General features: G+C 63.3%; 8 protein-coding genes. All 8 read right to left on the reverse strand.

Annotated features, from left to right (window positions below; genetic code table 11):
* Nucleotides 1–35: 35 nt before the first annotated feature.
* The 8 genes from FF090_RS00630 to FF090_RS00665 all read right to left on the reverse strand — a co-directional run bounded on the left by FF090_RS00630 (nt 36) and on the right by FF090_RS00665 (nt 13,728).
* On the reverse strand, nt 36–1,805 hold the full coding sequence (locus FF090_RS00630) for a S8 family peptidase (protein ID WP_175423451.1): 1,770 nt from the start codon (nt 1,803–1,805) through the stop codon (nt 36–38).
* A 97-nt stretch (nt 1,806–1,902) separates the two neighbouring features.
* Nucleotides 1,903–3,513 (reverse strand): SpoVR family protein, encoded by a 1,611-nt coding sequence (locus tag FF090_RS00635; RefSeq protein WP_175423452.1) that lies wholly within the window; start codon nt 3,511–3,513, stop codon nt 1,903–1,905.
* On the reverse strand, nt 3,510–4,766 hold the full coding sequence (locus FF090_RS00640) for a YeaH/YhbH family protein (RefSeq protein ID WP_138854890.1): 1,257 nt from the start codon (nt 4,764–4,766) through the stop codon (nt 3,510–3,512). Before FF090_RS00640 ends, FF090_RS00635 begins: the two co-directional genes overlap by 4 nt.
* Nucleotides 4,767–5,151: 385 nt before the next feature.
* Nucleotides 5,152–7,074 (reverse strand): PrkA family serine protein kinase, encoded by a 1,923-nt coding sequence (locus FF090_RS00645; RefSeq protein WP_138854891.1) that lies wholly within the window; start codon nt 7,072–7,074, stop codon nt 5,152–5,154.
* Between the two features lie 153 nt (nt 7,075–7,227).
* Nucleotides 7,228–7,743, reverse strand: coding sequence for a GNAT family N-acetyltransferase (locus tag FF090_RS00650; protein ID WP_138854892.1), 516 nt, complete (start codon nt 7,741–7,743; stop codon nt 7,228–7,230).
* Complete coding sequence (locus FF090_RS00655) at nt 7,740–8,636, reverse strand: ParB/RepB/Spo0J family partition protein (protein ID WP_138854893.1); 897 nt, start codon at nt 8,634–8,636, stop codon at nt 7,740–7,742. The genes FF090_RS00650 and FF090_RS00655 overlap by 4 nt, the downstream gene beginning before the upstream one ends.
* An 83-nt stretch (nt 8,637–8,719) precedes the next feature.
* Entirely contained in the window at nt 8,720–10,768 is a 2,049-nt protein-coding gene (locus FF090_RS00660) for a S9 family peptidase (protein WP_175423453.1), read from the reverse strand.
* A 146-nt stretch (nt 10,769–10,914) separates the two neighbouring features.
* Nucleotides 10,915–13,728 carry a TonB-dependent receptor domain-containing protein gene (locus FF090_RS00665; protein ID WP_138854895.1) on the reverse strand — a complete coding sequence of 938 codons (2,814 nt, stop codon included), beginning with the start codon at nt 13,726–13,728 and terminating at the stop codon, nt 10,915–10,917.
* Between the last annotated feature and the right edge of the window lie 189 nt (nt 13,729–13,917).

A 13,917-nucleotide genomic window follows, 5' to 3' on the forward strand; every position in this document is an offset into this window, starting at 1 on the left:
CCGGCCGTGGGTGGCCAGCCGAGGTTTGCGTCGGCTCAGTTCTGGCGCCACATCTTCAAGTCGTACAGCGGGGTAAAGAGCTTGATCACCGGGTCGGCGGCCAGCTTGACGCGCAGGTAGACCGCTTTGCCGACGGTACCGGTGTTGCGGTAATTGACCTCGTGCTTGCCATAGATGTAGCGGCTGGTGCCCAACACTTTGCCGCTTGCATCCAGCAACTCGGTGGCCGGGGTGTACATGCCGTCATTGACCACCAGGAACATCTCGGTGCGCAGGGTCTGGTTGGGCGGCAGGTAGACCGAGTAGACGTCCACTTCGCTGATGTTGTAGGGATCCAGGGTGCCCACCACGCGGCTGGGCCAGTTCAGGTTGAGGTACTGCGCCGTGCCGATGCTGTTGTTGGGTTCGATTTCGTAGCGGAAGCCCTTGGCGGTGCTGACTGCGGCCTCCGCGTCCAGGATGCCGGTGCCACAGCCGCTGCAAGTGCCCGGGAATTTGCGCGCCGTGGCCTTCATCAGGTATTCGGTGTCGTCCGCCTTGAGCAGGCTGTTTGTGGCCAGCATCAGCGCCGCCACACCCGCCACATGGGGCGCGGCCATCGAGGTGCCGCGCATCCAGGCCATGGCATCGGCCACCGGACCCATGGTGCCGGTGTTGCTCAGCGAGAGCACATTGCCGTAGGTGGCATCACCGCCGGGTGCGGCAATGTCCACATTGCTGCCGAAGTTTGAGTAGCTGGAGCGGCCTCCCACCTTGTTGGTGGCCGCCACGGCCATCACGCCCTTGCAGTTGGCCGGGGATTCCAGATTGGCGTCCTGGCCATCATTGCCCGCTGCCACCACCACCAGCGCGTCTTTGCCGCGAGCGTAGTCAATGGCGGTCTGCATCGTGCTGCCGCAGGCGCTTTCACTGCCCAGCGAGAGGTTGAGGATGCGCACCGGGTTGGCGTTCAGGGGCAGGCTGCCCACTTGCCCGCCCACCGCCCAGACGATGCCGTCGGCGACGTCCGAGCTGGCGCCAATGCCGCAGCGCCCCAGCACTCGAACCGGCACGATCTTGGCCTTGGGGGCCACGCCGCTGATGCCCGCGCTGTTGTTGCCCACGGCGGCGATGGTGCCGGCCACATGGGTGCCATGCCAGCTGCTGTTTTGCGCGGGCTTGTCCGTGCCGCACACGCCGGCTGCCGCCCAGTCGCCGGGGTCGCTGGCATTGCTGTCGCGGCCGCCGCCGTCCTGGGCGTTGGTGGAGTTGCTGATCATGTCGTAGCCGGGCAGCAGATTGGCCGCGATGTCGGCATGGGCCAACACGCCGGTGTCCAGCACCGCGACCCGTGAGCCTGAGCCCTGGCTGATGTCCCAGGCCTTGGGGGCGTTGATGCCGCCGGTGGGGTCGGATAGGTCCCACTGGTCGGCCCAACGGGAGTCGTTGGGGATGAAGCTGGCGCGGACGAGGTGGTCGACTTCGATCGATTCAATGGTGGCATCCGAGGCCTGGATGTCGCGCGCCAGACGTTGCAGCGCACTCACGGTCTGGTGCTCTTGCATGCGGATCACGCGCACGCCGAAGGCGCCTTCGCGGTCGAACGCGACACGCTGGCCGCGCGCTTCGCCCATGGCCCGGAAGCCTTGCACAGCCGCCTTGGCGGCGACCGGGCTGCGCACGCCCTCGCGGAACTTGATGATCAGGCCGGCGGCCAGGGCTTCTTTCTTGGCCGGGGCGGGCTGCGCCTGGGCGGGGCCGGCCAGCAGCAGCGCGGCGGTCATCAGGCTCAGGGGGAAAGCAGTGGCAAGGGCTTTGCGGTTCATGATCGTCTCCTGTTGCGGTGACGTCATGTTCGAAGGCGCTCGTTTCAGTCCGGCTTCATGAGCGCCGGGGAATTGTTTCGTTTGTTTCGCTCAGCCCTCACTGAGGTCCGGGCACTCCAAAGCGCTGCACCACCTCGTCCTGGGCGTTCACCGACTCCAGCTGCACCGCAAAGCCCCACAGCCTCGCCACGTGGCGCAGCACCTCTTCCGCCGACTTTTCCAGCGGGCGACCTTGGTGCTGGGTGTGGCGCAGGGTCAGGCTGCGGTCGCCCCGCAGGTTCACGTTCCACACCTGGATGTTGGGCTCTCGCGTGCCCAGGTCGTAGTTGGCTGACAGGGTCTGCCGGATCTGGCGGTAGCCATCCTCGTCGTGGATGGCGCTGATCAGGTAGTCCTTCTCGGTCTCGTCGTCGAGGATGCTGAAGAGCCGGAAGTCGCGCATCAGCTTCGGGCTCAGGTACTGGTTGATGAAGCTTTCGTCCTTGAAGTTGCGCATCGCGTGATGCAGCGCGGGCAACCAGGGGCTGCCGGCCAGATCGGGGAACCAGCGCCGGTCTTCCTCGGTCGGCGCTTCGCAGATGCGCTTGATGTCGGTGTACATCGCAAAACCCAGCGCATAGGGGTTGAGCGGCTGCATCGGGCGCTGCATCACCACATTGGTGTGCGAAGAGAGCCACTCGATCATCATGCCGTCGGCGAGGTAGCCGTCGTCGTACATCTGGTTGAGCAGGCGGTGGTGCCAGAAGGTGGCCCAGCCCTCGTTCATCACCTGGGTCTGGCGCTGCGGGTAGAAGTACTGCGCGATCTTGCGCACGATGCGCACAATTTCTCTCTGCCAGCCTTCGAGCAGCGGCGCGTTCTTTTCGATGAAGTACAGCAGGTTCTCCTGCGGCTCGGCCGGGAAGCGGCGCGCGGCCTGTTCGGCGCCCTCCTCGGCCTTGCGCGGCAGGGTGCGCCAGAGGTCGTTGATCTGGCGCTGCATATGGTCCTCGCGCTCTTCCAGGCGCGCGCGCTCCTGGGCCAGCGAGAGCTTGGCGGGCCGGCGGTAGCGGTCCACACCGTGGTTCATCAGCGCGTGGCAGCTGTCAAGCACCAACTCGACAGCGTCGACGCCGTGGCGCTCCTCGCATTGCGCCACGTACTTCTTGGCGTAGACCAGGTAGTCGATGATCGACGAGGCATCGGTCCACATGCGGAACAGATAGTTGCCCTTGAAGAAGCTGTTGTGGCCATAGGCCGCATGGGCAATCACCAGGGCCTGCATGGCCAGGGTGTTTTCCTCCATCAGGTAGCTGATGCAGGGGTCGGAGTTGATGACGATTTCGTAGGCCAGGCCCATCTGGCCACGCTTGTAATTGCGCTCGGTGGCGATGAATTCCTTGCCATAGCTCCAGTGCCGGTAGTTGACCGGCATGCCCACCGAGGCGTAGGCATCCATCATCTGCTCGGCGCTGATGATTTCGAGCTGATTGGCATAGGTGTCCAGCCCATAGCGCTCGGCCGTGGCGCGGATGACCTCGTGGTACTGCTCGATCAGCTCGAAGCTCCAGTCGCTGGGGCTGGGCAGGGGTTGCGCGGGGCGCTGGGCCAAAGGCTTCATCTCCTGCAAGGGCGGCGGGCTGCGCCGGCCACCCCATTCGTGGCGGTCCGGACCGACCGTGGGATGGCGACGGTTTTCGGGGCTGCCCATGGCACTGATCTCGGTCATGCGGCGGCGCGACCTTCCTTGCGGAAGAGCTCGCGGAAGACCGGATAGATCTGGTTCACGGCGGTGGCCTTGCGCATGGCGAAGTGCGGCACCTCATCGGCCAGGGTGGCGTATTCGTCCCACAGGTTCTGCTCGGGTTCGGCCACCTGCACATAGGCGAAGTAGCGGCAGGCCGGCAGGATCTGCTGCTGCAGGATTTCCTTGCAGCGGCTGCTGTCGTGGTGCCAGTTGTCGCCGTCGCTGGCCTGGGCGCCATAGATATTCCATTGGCTGGCGGGGTAGCGGGCCTTTTGGATCTCGTCCATCAGCACCAGGGCGGAGCTGACCACGGTGCCTCCGGTTTCGGTGGCGTGGAAGAAGTTCTGCTCATCCACTTCGGCGGCCTGGGTGTGGTGGCGGATGAAGACCAGCTCGACCTTTTCGTAGTGCCGGGTCAGGAAGAGGTAGAGCAGGATGAAGAAGCGCTTGGCCAGGTCCTTGCGGCTCTCGTCCATTGAGCCGCTGACGTCCATCAAGCAGAACATCACGGCATTGGTGCTGGGCACCGGCACGCGCACCCGGTTGCGAAAGCGCAGGTCGATGGGGTCCAGGTAGGGGATAGCCTCGATGCGGCGCTTGAGCTCGGCGATCTCGGCCAGCAACTCGCTGCGGCGCGGCTCGCTGGCGCTCTCCAGTTCCTCCTCCAGCTCGGCCAGGCTGCGGCGCTTGCCCAGGCCTAAGGCGATGCGGCGCGACAACGCACCGCGCATCGAGCGCACCACATGCAGATTGGTGGGCGAGCCGTCGCTGACAAAACCGGCTCGGTGCGTCTTCCATTCGGGCTGCTCGGTGAGCTCGGTGCGCACCAGATGCGGCAGGGCCAGGTCCTCGAAGAAGACCTCCATGAACTCCTCGCGACTCAGATGGAAGACGAAGTCGTCTTCGCCCTCGCCCGAGTCGCTGGCCTGTCCGCCGCCGCCACCGCCCTGCCCGCCTTGCGGTTTGGGGCTGCGGTCGCCCTTGACGAACTCCTTGTTGCCCGGCCGCACGATCTCGCGCCGACCGCCCTCGCCATGCTGGAACACCGGTTCGCTCAGGTCCTTCTTCGGGATGCGGATGTCCTCACCCTTTTCAACGTCCTTGATTGAGCGCCCATCGATAGCACGGCGCACGGCCTCCTTCACCTGCTCCTTGACCCGACGCAGGAAGCGCTCGCGGTTGCCGATGGACTTGTTCTTGCCCGACAACCTTCGATCAATGATGGACTGAAGCAAGGCGGCTCCTTCTCAATCGAAACAGGCAACGGCTTCGCAGCGCTCACCCTTTGTGAGCGAGGGTATGGGGTGGGCAGCGCAGTGAAGTAAAGGAGGAGCCCGGAAGGCCCGAAGGGCGTGGAGGGCGGGGGACATGAACGGAGCTGCCCACCCCATGCCCTCGCGTTGCTTGGACTTGGCAGGACGGCGGCGCACGCATGCCTCCACCGAGCGCATCGGGGGGGCGGGGTACTGTGCTCCGTTCATGTCCCCCGACGCCGACCTACCGGTCGCCGTCTCCTCCTTTACTTCTCTGCGCACAGCACCCCGCCCCCCCGATTTCGGTGTACCGAGGCGAGCGAGGAAGACGGACTGAGTGGTCATAGAGAAGCGGGGTGAAGGATCCTTAGGATGACTTCCGCACCCGCAGATACCACTCGCACAGCAGCCGCACCTGCTTGGCCGTGTAGCCCTTGTCCACCATGCGTTGCACGAAGTTCTCGTGCTTCTTGGCGTCCTCGGCGCTGGCCTTGGCGTTGAAGCTGATGACGGGCAGCAGGTCCTCGGTGTTGGAGAACATCTTCTTCTCGATCACCGCGCGCAGCTTTTCGTAGCTGGTCCAGCTGGGGTTCTTGCCGCCGTTGTTGGCGCGCGCGCGCAGTACGAAGTTGACGATCTCGTTGCGGAAGTCCTTGGGGTTGGCGATGCCGGCGGGCTTCTCCATCTTTTCCAACTCGGCGTTCAGCGCGCTGCGGTCGAAGACCTCGCCGGTGTCGTTGTCGCGGTACTCGCTGTCCTGGATCCAGTAGTCCGCGTAGGTCACATAGCGGTCGAACAGGTTCTGGCCGTACTCGCTGTAGCTTTCCAGGTAGGCGGTCTGGATCTCTTTACCGATGAATTCGGCATAGCGAGGTGCCAGGTTTTCTTTGATGAAACCGATGTACTTCTCTTCGACCTCTTTGGGGAACTGCTCGCGCTCGATCTGCTGCTCCAGCACATACATCAGGTGCACTGGGTTGGCGGCCACTTCCTGGCTGTCGAAGTTGAAGACCTTGCTGAGGATCTTGTAGGCGAAGCGCGTGCTGATGCCGCTCATGCCTTCATCGACGCCAGCGTAGTCGCGGTACTCCTGGATGGACTTGGCCTTGGGATCGGTGTCCTTGAGGTTTTCGCCGTCGTAGATCTGCGCCTTGCTGTGCAGCGAGCTGTTTTCCGGCTCCTTCAGCCGCGTGAGTACCGCGAACTGCGCCATCATCTTCAGCGTGCCTGGTGCGCAGGGTGCGGCGCCCAGCGAGGAGTTGCGGATCAGCTTCTCGTAGATCTTGACCTCTTCGGTGATGCGCAGGCAGTACGGCACCTTGACGATGTAGATGCGGTCCAGGAAGGCTTCGTTGTTCTTGTTGTTGCGGAAGCTCTTCCACTCGCTCTCGTTGCTGTGCGCCAGGATGATGCCGTCGAAGGGGATGGCCCCAAAGCCCTCGGTGCCCTTGAAGTTGCCCTCCTGGGTGGCCGTCAGCAAGGGGTGCAGGACCTTGATGGGCGCCTTGAACATCTCGACGAATTCCAGCAATCCCTGATTGGCCAAACACAGGCCGCCGCTGTAGCTGTAGGCGTCGGGATCGTCCTGCGCAAAGGTCTCGAGCTTGCGGATGTCCACCTTGCCCACCAGGCTGGAAATGTCCTGGTTGTTCTCGTCACCCGGCTCGGTCTTGGCCACGCCCACCTGCTTGAGCACGCTGGGGTAGCGCTTGACGACCTTGAACTTGCGGATGTCGCCGCCGAACTCCTCCAGGCGCTTGACGGCCCAGGGGCTCATGATGCGGTTCAGATAGCGCTGCGGGATGCCGTATTCGCGCTCCAAGATGGGGCCGTCCTCCACCGGATCGAACAGGCCCAGCGGGCTCTCGTTCACCGGCGAGCCCTGGATCGCATAAAAGGGCACCTGCTCCATCAACACCTTGAGGCGCTCGGCAATCGAACTCTTGCCGCCGCCCACGGGCCCGAGCAGGTAGAGGATTTGCTTCTTCTCTTCCAGGCCCTGGGCGGCGTGGCGGAAGTAGGCCACCACCTGCTCGATGGCATCTTCCAGGCCGTAGAACTCGGCGAAGGCAGGGTAGATCTTGAGCTGCTTGTTCTGAAAGATGCGCGACAGCCGCGGGTCGTTGCGGGTGTCGATCATCTGGGGCTCACCAATGGCCTTGAGCATGCGCTCGGGGGCGCTGGCGTAGGCGAGTGGATTGCGCTTGCACTCGGCCAGATAGTCCTCGAGGGAGAGCTCCTCGACCTTGGTGCGCTCGTAGCGCGCCGCGAAGTGGCTGATCACGTCCATCACGTCCTCCTGGGTCAGAGGCGCGGGGTGGACCGTCAGGGCACACACCCCACGTCGTTGTCGCTGTCGAGGCCATCATGCATCAATTGGCTGCGGCGCGCGCGTGCCGTGATGAACGGGCGACAGACCCGTGGGGCTGACCGACCGGCGGTCTCAGTTCAGGTCTTTGATCAACAGACGGTTCTCGACCACTTGATCCTGAAAAGCAAAGCTGCGCAGACCCGCATCGCGGTAGCCCTTGTGGGCATAAAAGCGCAGCGCTTGGGCGTTGCCCACCCAGGCTGTCAGCCACAGGCTGTGGGCGCCGAGGGCTTTGGCCTGGTTCTCTGCGGCGGTGAGCAAGCGCCCACCCAGGCCACGGCCTTGCATGTGGCGAATGACGTAAAGCCGCGCCAGCTCGGTCGTCGCTGAGGGCTGTTCCGGGCAGGGGGCCGGGTGTTCGATTTCGGCATATCCAAGCAAAAGCTTCCGGTCACATAGCACCAGAACCTGTCGCTTGGGGTCCAGCAGCCGCGCGGCCATCGCCACCGGGCTGCCCAGGCTAAGGGCCTCGGCGGCCCCGGCCTGACTCAGGCCACCGGCCTCGTAGGTATCCAGCCAGACCAGGGTGGTCAAGGCCGCGAGCTGGGTCGTGTCCTCGGCCCTCGCCGGGCGGATCTCGGGGCTCAAGCTTGGGGGCCGCGCAGGCGTTCGATCACGCCTTGCAGGGCGTCCAGCGAGCCAAAGGCAATCGCCAGTTCACCGCTTTGGTCCTTGTTGCCCTTCTTGCCGCGTTTGAGCACGCGAATATAGACCTGGGCTGCGAACAGATCGGACAGCTCCTCTTCCAGGTTCAGCAGATCGCGCGACTTCTCGTTCATCACGCGCAGCAGAGGCTTTTGCCGTCCGGCGGCTTGGTTTGCCACCAGCTTTTCGGTCTCGCGCACGCTGAGTTTCTTGGCCGCCACCTCGTGGGCCGTGGTGATCTGCTGCGCGCCCTCCAGGCCCAGCAGGGCGCGGGCGTGGCCCATGTCCAGGTCACCCGCCATGAGCAGCTGCTGCACCGGCTCGGCCAGCTGCAACAGGCGCAAGAGATTGCTGGCCGCACTGCGCGAGCGACCCACCGCTTGCGCGGCCTGTTCGTGGGTGAGCTGGAACTCCTCCACCAGGCGCTGCAGACCCTGCGCCTCTTCCAGCGGGTTGAGGTCTTCGCGCTGGATGTTCTCGATCAGCGCCATCACGGCGGCAGCTTCGTCGGGCACCTCCTTGACGAGCACTGGCACCTCGCTCAGACCCGCCAGCTGGCTGGCGCGGAAGCGTCGCTCACCGGCAATGATTTCGTAACGCCCGCCACCCACCGGCCGCACCAGGATCGGCTGCATCACGCCCTGGCTCTTGATGCTCTCGGCCAGCTCGTAGAGCGAGCCCTCATCCATGCGCGTGCGCGGCTGGTATTTACCGGCCTGCAGCAGATTGACTTTCAGCGAGCTGGGCAGGCCTTCGGGCGCGGGGGTGTCGCTGACCTTGGGGCCAAGCAGGGCGTCCAGGCCGAGGCCAAGACCTTTGGGGCGTTTCGTAACCATGGGGCGGGATTGTGTCAGCCGCTCGCGCGTGGGCATGCCAGTAAGAAAAAGGGGCGCCTGCGGCGCCCCTCCTCTTTTTGCCCTTACTGGGGCTTGGCGAAACGTGATTTGGAACCGATGTGACGATCCAGGAAGTCGAGCATCAGCTCGTATTTCTTGAGGTTGTTCTCCGGCTTGCCAAAGCCATGGGCCTCGCCGTCGGCGATGAAGACGAACTCTGGGGCCTTGCCCAGCTTCTTCATCTCATCTACGACGCGCTCGGTTTGCTCCAGCGGGGTGCGAATGTCGTCGCGCCCGGCGTACATGGCCAGGGGGGCCTTGATGCGGGCCACGTTATAGGCCGGCGAGATGGGTTTGACTTTGTCCCAGCTGTCATCCTTGCCCATGTCCAACATGCGCATCCAGTGGGCAACACCGGGCTTGCTTCTGACGGTGTCTCCCGAGGTCGAGGTCAGCTGCAGTTTGAAGTCGGAAACGCTCAGACCAGCGACGCCGCAGGCAAACAGATCTGGGGTCTTGACCAGGGCCTGCAGAGTCGCGTATCCACCGTAGCTGCCTCCGGTGATGCAGACGCGCTGCGGATCGGCGAAGCCCTGCTTGACGGCCCAGTGGACGGCGTCTTCGTGGTCCTCGGACATCTTGGTGCCGATGGCACCAAAACCGGCCAGATAAATCTTGCGGCCAAAACCTGGAGTGACTCGGAAGTTGGGCAGGATCACCGCATAGCCGCGCGAGGCCAGGATCTGTGCCTCGCGGGTGCCAAAGGTGGACGGGAAGCCGCCGAAGTCGGCACGCGCGTGCGGGCCGCCGTGCACATGAACGACGGTGGGCAGCTTCTGCCCGGGTTTGTAGTCCTTGGGCAGCACATACATCGACGGGATCTCGAGCCCGTCGCGCGTCTTCAACAGGAAGTGCTGCGTCGGCGCCAGATGCTCGTCCTTCAGCACTTCGTTGGCGACAAAGAGCTCTTCCAACCGCTTGGCCTTCTCGTCATACAAATAGGAGCGCGGAATGTGGGTGGCACTGCTGACAGTCACCAGGGTCGATGCCCCTGCGCGGCGTTGAATGGAGACATTCTTGCCGGGGAAGCTAGCCTCCATCTGTGCTTGCACTTGGGCCCAGTCGTTGTGGATCCAACTGATTTGAGACTCCTCTGCTGGCACCGAAAAGCCCACCAACTCACCTGTTTCTTGGCGTTGCAACACACCACCCGCTGATCCACCCGCAGCGTCAACACCCATGTCATAGCGCGGATGGGCTGCTAGCAGTTCACCGAGTTGTTTGGTTTCGGGGTTGAAACGGTAGATGGCCGTGGTGTCACGCCCGCGGTTGGAGGCGACAAACAAGGTTTTGTCGTCCTGGTCGAAGGACAGGGGCGTGAAGATCTCCCCACTGCGCAACGGGCTGGACTCCACTTCCACCCAGGGTGATTCGACTGTTGCGCGATAAAGGATGCGACTGGTGCCCTCCATGGTCTCGTCCTTGCGATCGCGCACCACGGCAACACGCGGGACCAGTTTGTTGTCCAGTTCCCAGGACATGACCTTGCCAGGGTGCTCAAAGGTCAGCAGGGTCTGCTTGCCGGTCACCGCGTTTACGCGGTAGATGTCAAGCGAATCCACGACGCGCAGATTGCCCGAAGCCAGGAATTCGTCGTCATTGCCAGGGATGGAGCGCAAGAAAGAGAGGCCTCGAGCGGACTGATAGCCGCCCTGCGCGCCCTGATCCCTTGCGGTCGGCGTGATGGTCCGGGCTTCCTTGCCATCGCGGCTGACCACGAAGAGGCCGCCGCCGTCGCCGTGTTCGGCCCCCGTCGGGGCACCAAGTTGACCGAGCGAAAAGGCCAATCGCTCGTTGCCAATCCAATCAAATTCAATGACATCGAAGCCCGAAATATTCGTGACGGACTGCGACTTGCGCGTCTTCAGATCGATGACCGCGAGATTGCGCTTGCCGTTGATGGGCGTCAGCAGGGCCATGTAGCGGCCATTGGGCGAGAGCGTCGGGCTGATGTACTTGGAAGACGAAAGATAGGTCTTGAGCGGCACTGGCTCGGCGGCCAATAGCGGTGCGGCAGGCAGGGTCATCCCAGCGGCCAGGGCGGCAGCGAGGGCAAGGGCACGAATCTTCATGGTGGATGCAATGGGTTGGATGCTCAGCGCTGCACTGCAAATGAGCGAGCTGGCGTTGATCTGCATGAGAAAAGGCCACAAACCCTTGCGGGTCTGCGGCCTCTTTTGACCTGGGCTACCAGATCCAGGAACCTTCGGTCAGAGACTTAGAAGGTGTACTTCACATTGAAGCGATACGACGAGCGCTTCGCATCCTGGAAGTTGGTCGGAATGATGCCGCTGTCATCGATGGCGAAGGCGCGGACGTCGTTCGGGGCACCCTTGTTAAAGATGTTGAAGAAGTTCATCGACAACTGCAGGTGCTTGATACCGTTGTATGCGATGTAGTAATCGGTCACGGTATTGCCAGGGACGCGGCAGTCCAGCGGATCCATGCCAAAGCCGACGTTTTCAGCGCAGGTATCGTCATTCGCGTTGTAGTCGATCTTGTAGCCCGTGCTGTTGCGGAAGCTCAGAGCGTGCGTCCACTGCGGCATGCGCAGCGAGAACGACACATTGCTGCGCAGGCGCGGCGTGGTGTAGCCGCCGGCGTAGTTGGCACTCCACTGATTGTTGGTGGTGTCCCAGATGCGATAGCCCTGGGTGTAGGTGCCTGTCAGCGTAACGCCCAACTTGCCAATCGGGGTGTCGGTGCGGAAGCGCGCTTCCAGATCGAAACCGTCGGTCTTGGTCTTGTTGAGGTTGACGAACTGACGCAGGATGGCGCTGAGCTTGCCCGCGGTCACGCCGTACTTGGCGCGCTCGGCGGCCGTGAAGGTCGGGTCCAGAGCGATCGGATCACGCAGCACGTTGGGCGAGCCGGCGCCTTCTTCCGACAGTAGACGGCTACCCGAACGGGCGGCGATTTCGTCCTTGCGCTCGATGTTCCAGTAGTCCACAGCCAGGCTGAACTGATCGGCCGGCTCAAACACGAAGCCGGCCGACAGGGTGCGGGCGGTCTCGGGCTTCAGATCCGGGTTGTTGCGGGTGATCAGGGCTGCAGAACCGCACTCGGCGTTCACCACCGAGTCGGCACGTGCCAGCAACAATGCCTTGTTGGGGTCAGAGCTGGGTAGCGGCGCCGCCTGGGCACGCAGATCACGCTGCAGGAGTCGGGCTGGCGTGCAACGCTTGGGATCGGGGGCGCTCTGGAACGCGAACTTGGTGGAGTCGGCGCTCTCGGTCAGGTTGGGAGCACGGAAACCGTTCTCGATCGTGCCGCGCAGCAGGAACTCTTTGGCCGGCTGGTAGCGCAGGGCCAGCTTGGGCGAGAAATGCGCGCCGAAGCCGGGGTACTTGTCCACACGGGCTGCGACCTGGGCTTCCAGGGTCTTCAGCACAGGAATGCTCAACTCACCAAACACGGCGGAGAAGTTGCGCGAGGAATCTGCGGCCGACAGGCCATTGCCGACGATGTCACCGGCGCGCAAATTGGCGGTCGGATCGATCTTGACGGATTCCTTGGTCAGCACCACGCCGGTGGCGAAACTCATCATGCCGGCGGGCAGGGCCATCAGCTCGCCGCTGAGCTTGGCGTCCACTGCGGTGGTTTTGATGCTGCCCTTGTATCCGTAGGTGGGGAACAGGGTGTTCAACACTTCGGCCGAGTTTGCTTGGCCGATCTTGTAGCCGCCGGCCTTGTTGAAGAAGTCGGCGCCGGGGTTGTTGTAGTCCCCGATCATGGCCTTGAAGCCGCTGTTGCTGAAGCTGCCACGGTCCTTGGAGTCGACGTCGCTGCCCATATGGTTCAGCGCGACTTCCCAGTCGTAGTTGTGCCAGATGCCCTTGATGCCGGTCACCACGCGGTACTCGCTGGCCTCGACCGACTTGCCTTCACCGCTGTCGATGAAGCGATAGCGCAATTCGGCAGGAACGCCCAACGTGTTCAGCGGGTGGGTGACAGGCAGATTGCGGTAACGAAAGGTCTGCGAGCTGTTTGTGTTGGGGTTGCCCCAAACCAGCGGAGACGTCGTAGCGCCGCCATAAGTCTGGTGCGGACCAGAGTAAGCCACCTCGGTGCGCGAAGCCAGTGCGTCAACAAAAACCTCGGTGTCCGCATTCAAGGCAAAGCGGAACTGGCCGGTGAAGTTCAGGCGCTTGTTGTCGGGAATGGCCTGGAAACGCTCGTAGCGGTTGTACACGCACAGACCGCTGGCGTTCTTGGTCGCACAGCCCGGCAAGGCCAAGGCTTTACCACCACCGATGATGTTGCCGGGATAGCTGAAGGTCGAGGGCGTGCCGTAGGTGGGCGAGTACTGGGTCAGGCGTTCCGGCGTATCGGCAATGATGTCGCTGTAGAACAGCGGGTCACGCTGGTAGCCGCTGAGCATGCCAAACACATTGAAGCGGTCTTGGGCAATGTCACCCATGCCGGCCAGGACGTAGGCGTTCTTTTCGCCAAAGACCGGCTTGTTCAGCGAGTCCGCATAGGACGCGCCGGCCACGAAGCCTTTGAAGTCGCGACGGGTGATGAAGTTCACCACGCCGGCGATGGCGTCGGAGCCGTAAATGGCCGAGGCGCCGCTCTTCAGCACTTCGACACGCTCGATGGCGTCGATGGGCAGAGAGTCCACATTGGTGATCAGGGTGGCGTAGTCGGCCAGGCCATAGGGGGAGATGCGGCGGCCGTTCAGCAGGACCAGGGTGGCTTTTTCACCCAGGCCGCGGAAGCTAATGGCCGAGGCGCCGGGGGAGAAGCGGTTGCCGCCCTCGATGTCCGACAGGCCGCCGGTCGATGCGGACAGTTCGTCAATCAGACCTTTGACGGTCGTGACGCCGGAGGCTTCGATTTGAGCGCGCGTCACCACCTGCACCGGCACGGCGGTCTCGGCATTGATGCGCTTGATGTTGGAGCCGGTGATCTCGACCCGCTGGAGTTGCTGGGGCTGCTGGGGCTCGGTGGTTTGAGCCTGAACGTTCAGGGCCAGGAGAGCCGCGGCCAGGGCCGTCAAGCGCAGGGTGGAGGGTTGATGCTTGCGCATAAGAACCTTTTCGAAAGCGGACACCAGATCGGCTAGTTCGCCGGACTTGGCGGGTTGGGTGTCGGAACGTGGGCAGCCAAATGAAGGTCTTGCCGAGTCCCAGCGGGTCAGGCCTGGGGATACCAGCCATGGGTCGGCGATTCTAGAAAGCACCTGCTCACAACTTTGGGGGGGGGCTACCCCAGGTTG

Source organism: Inhella inkyongensis, assembly GCF_005952805.1.
Lineage (GTDB): Bacteria > Pseudomonadota > Gammaproteobacteria > Burkholderiales > Burkholderiaceae_C > Inhella > Inhella inkyongensis.

Bases quoted from the DNA above. Each gene is read 5' to 3' on its own strand.
- FF090_RS00630 (WP_175423451.1), bottom strand. From the start codon at position 1,805: ATGAACCGCAAAGCCCTTGCCACTGCTTTCCCCCTGAGCCTGATGACC.
- FF090_RS00635 (WP_175423452.1), bottom strand. From the start codon at position 3,513: ATGACCGAGATCAGTGCCATGGGCAGCCCCGAAAACCGTCGCCATCCC.
- FF090_RS00645 (WP_138854891.1), bottom strand. From the start codon at position 7,074: ATGGACGTGATCAGCCACTTCGCGGCGCGCTACGAGCGCACCAAGGTC.
- FF090_RS00655 (WP_138854893.1), bottom strand. From the start codon at position 8,636: ATGGTTACGAAACGCCCCAAAGGTCTTGGCCTCGGCCTGGACGCCCTG.
- FF090_RS00660 (WP_175423453.1), bottom strand. From the start codon at position 10,768: ATGAAGATTCGTGCCCTTGCCCTCGCTGCCGCCCTGGCCGCTGGGATG.
- FF090_RS00665 (WP_138854895.1), bottom strand. From the start codon at position 13,728: ATGCGCAAGCATCAACCCTCCACCCTGCGCTTGACGGCCCTGGCCGCG.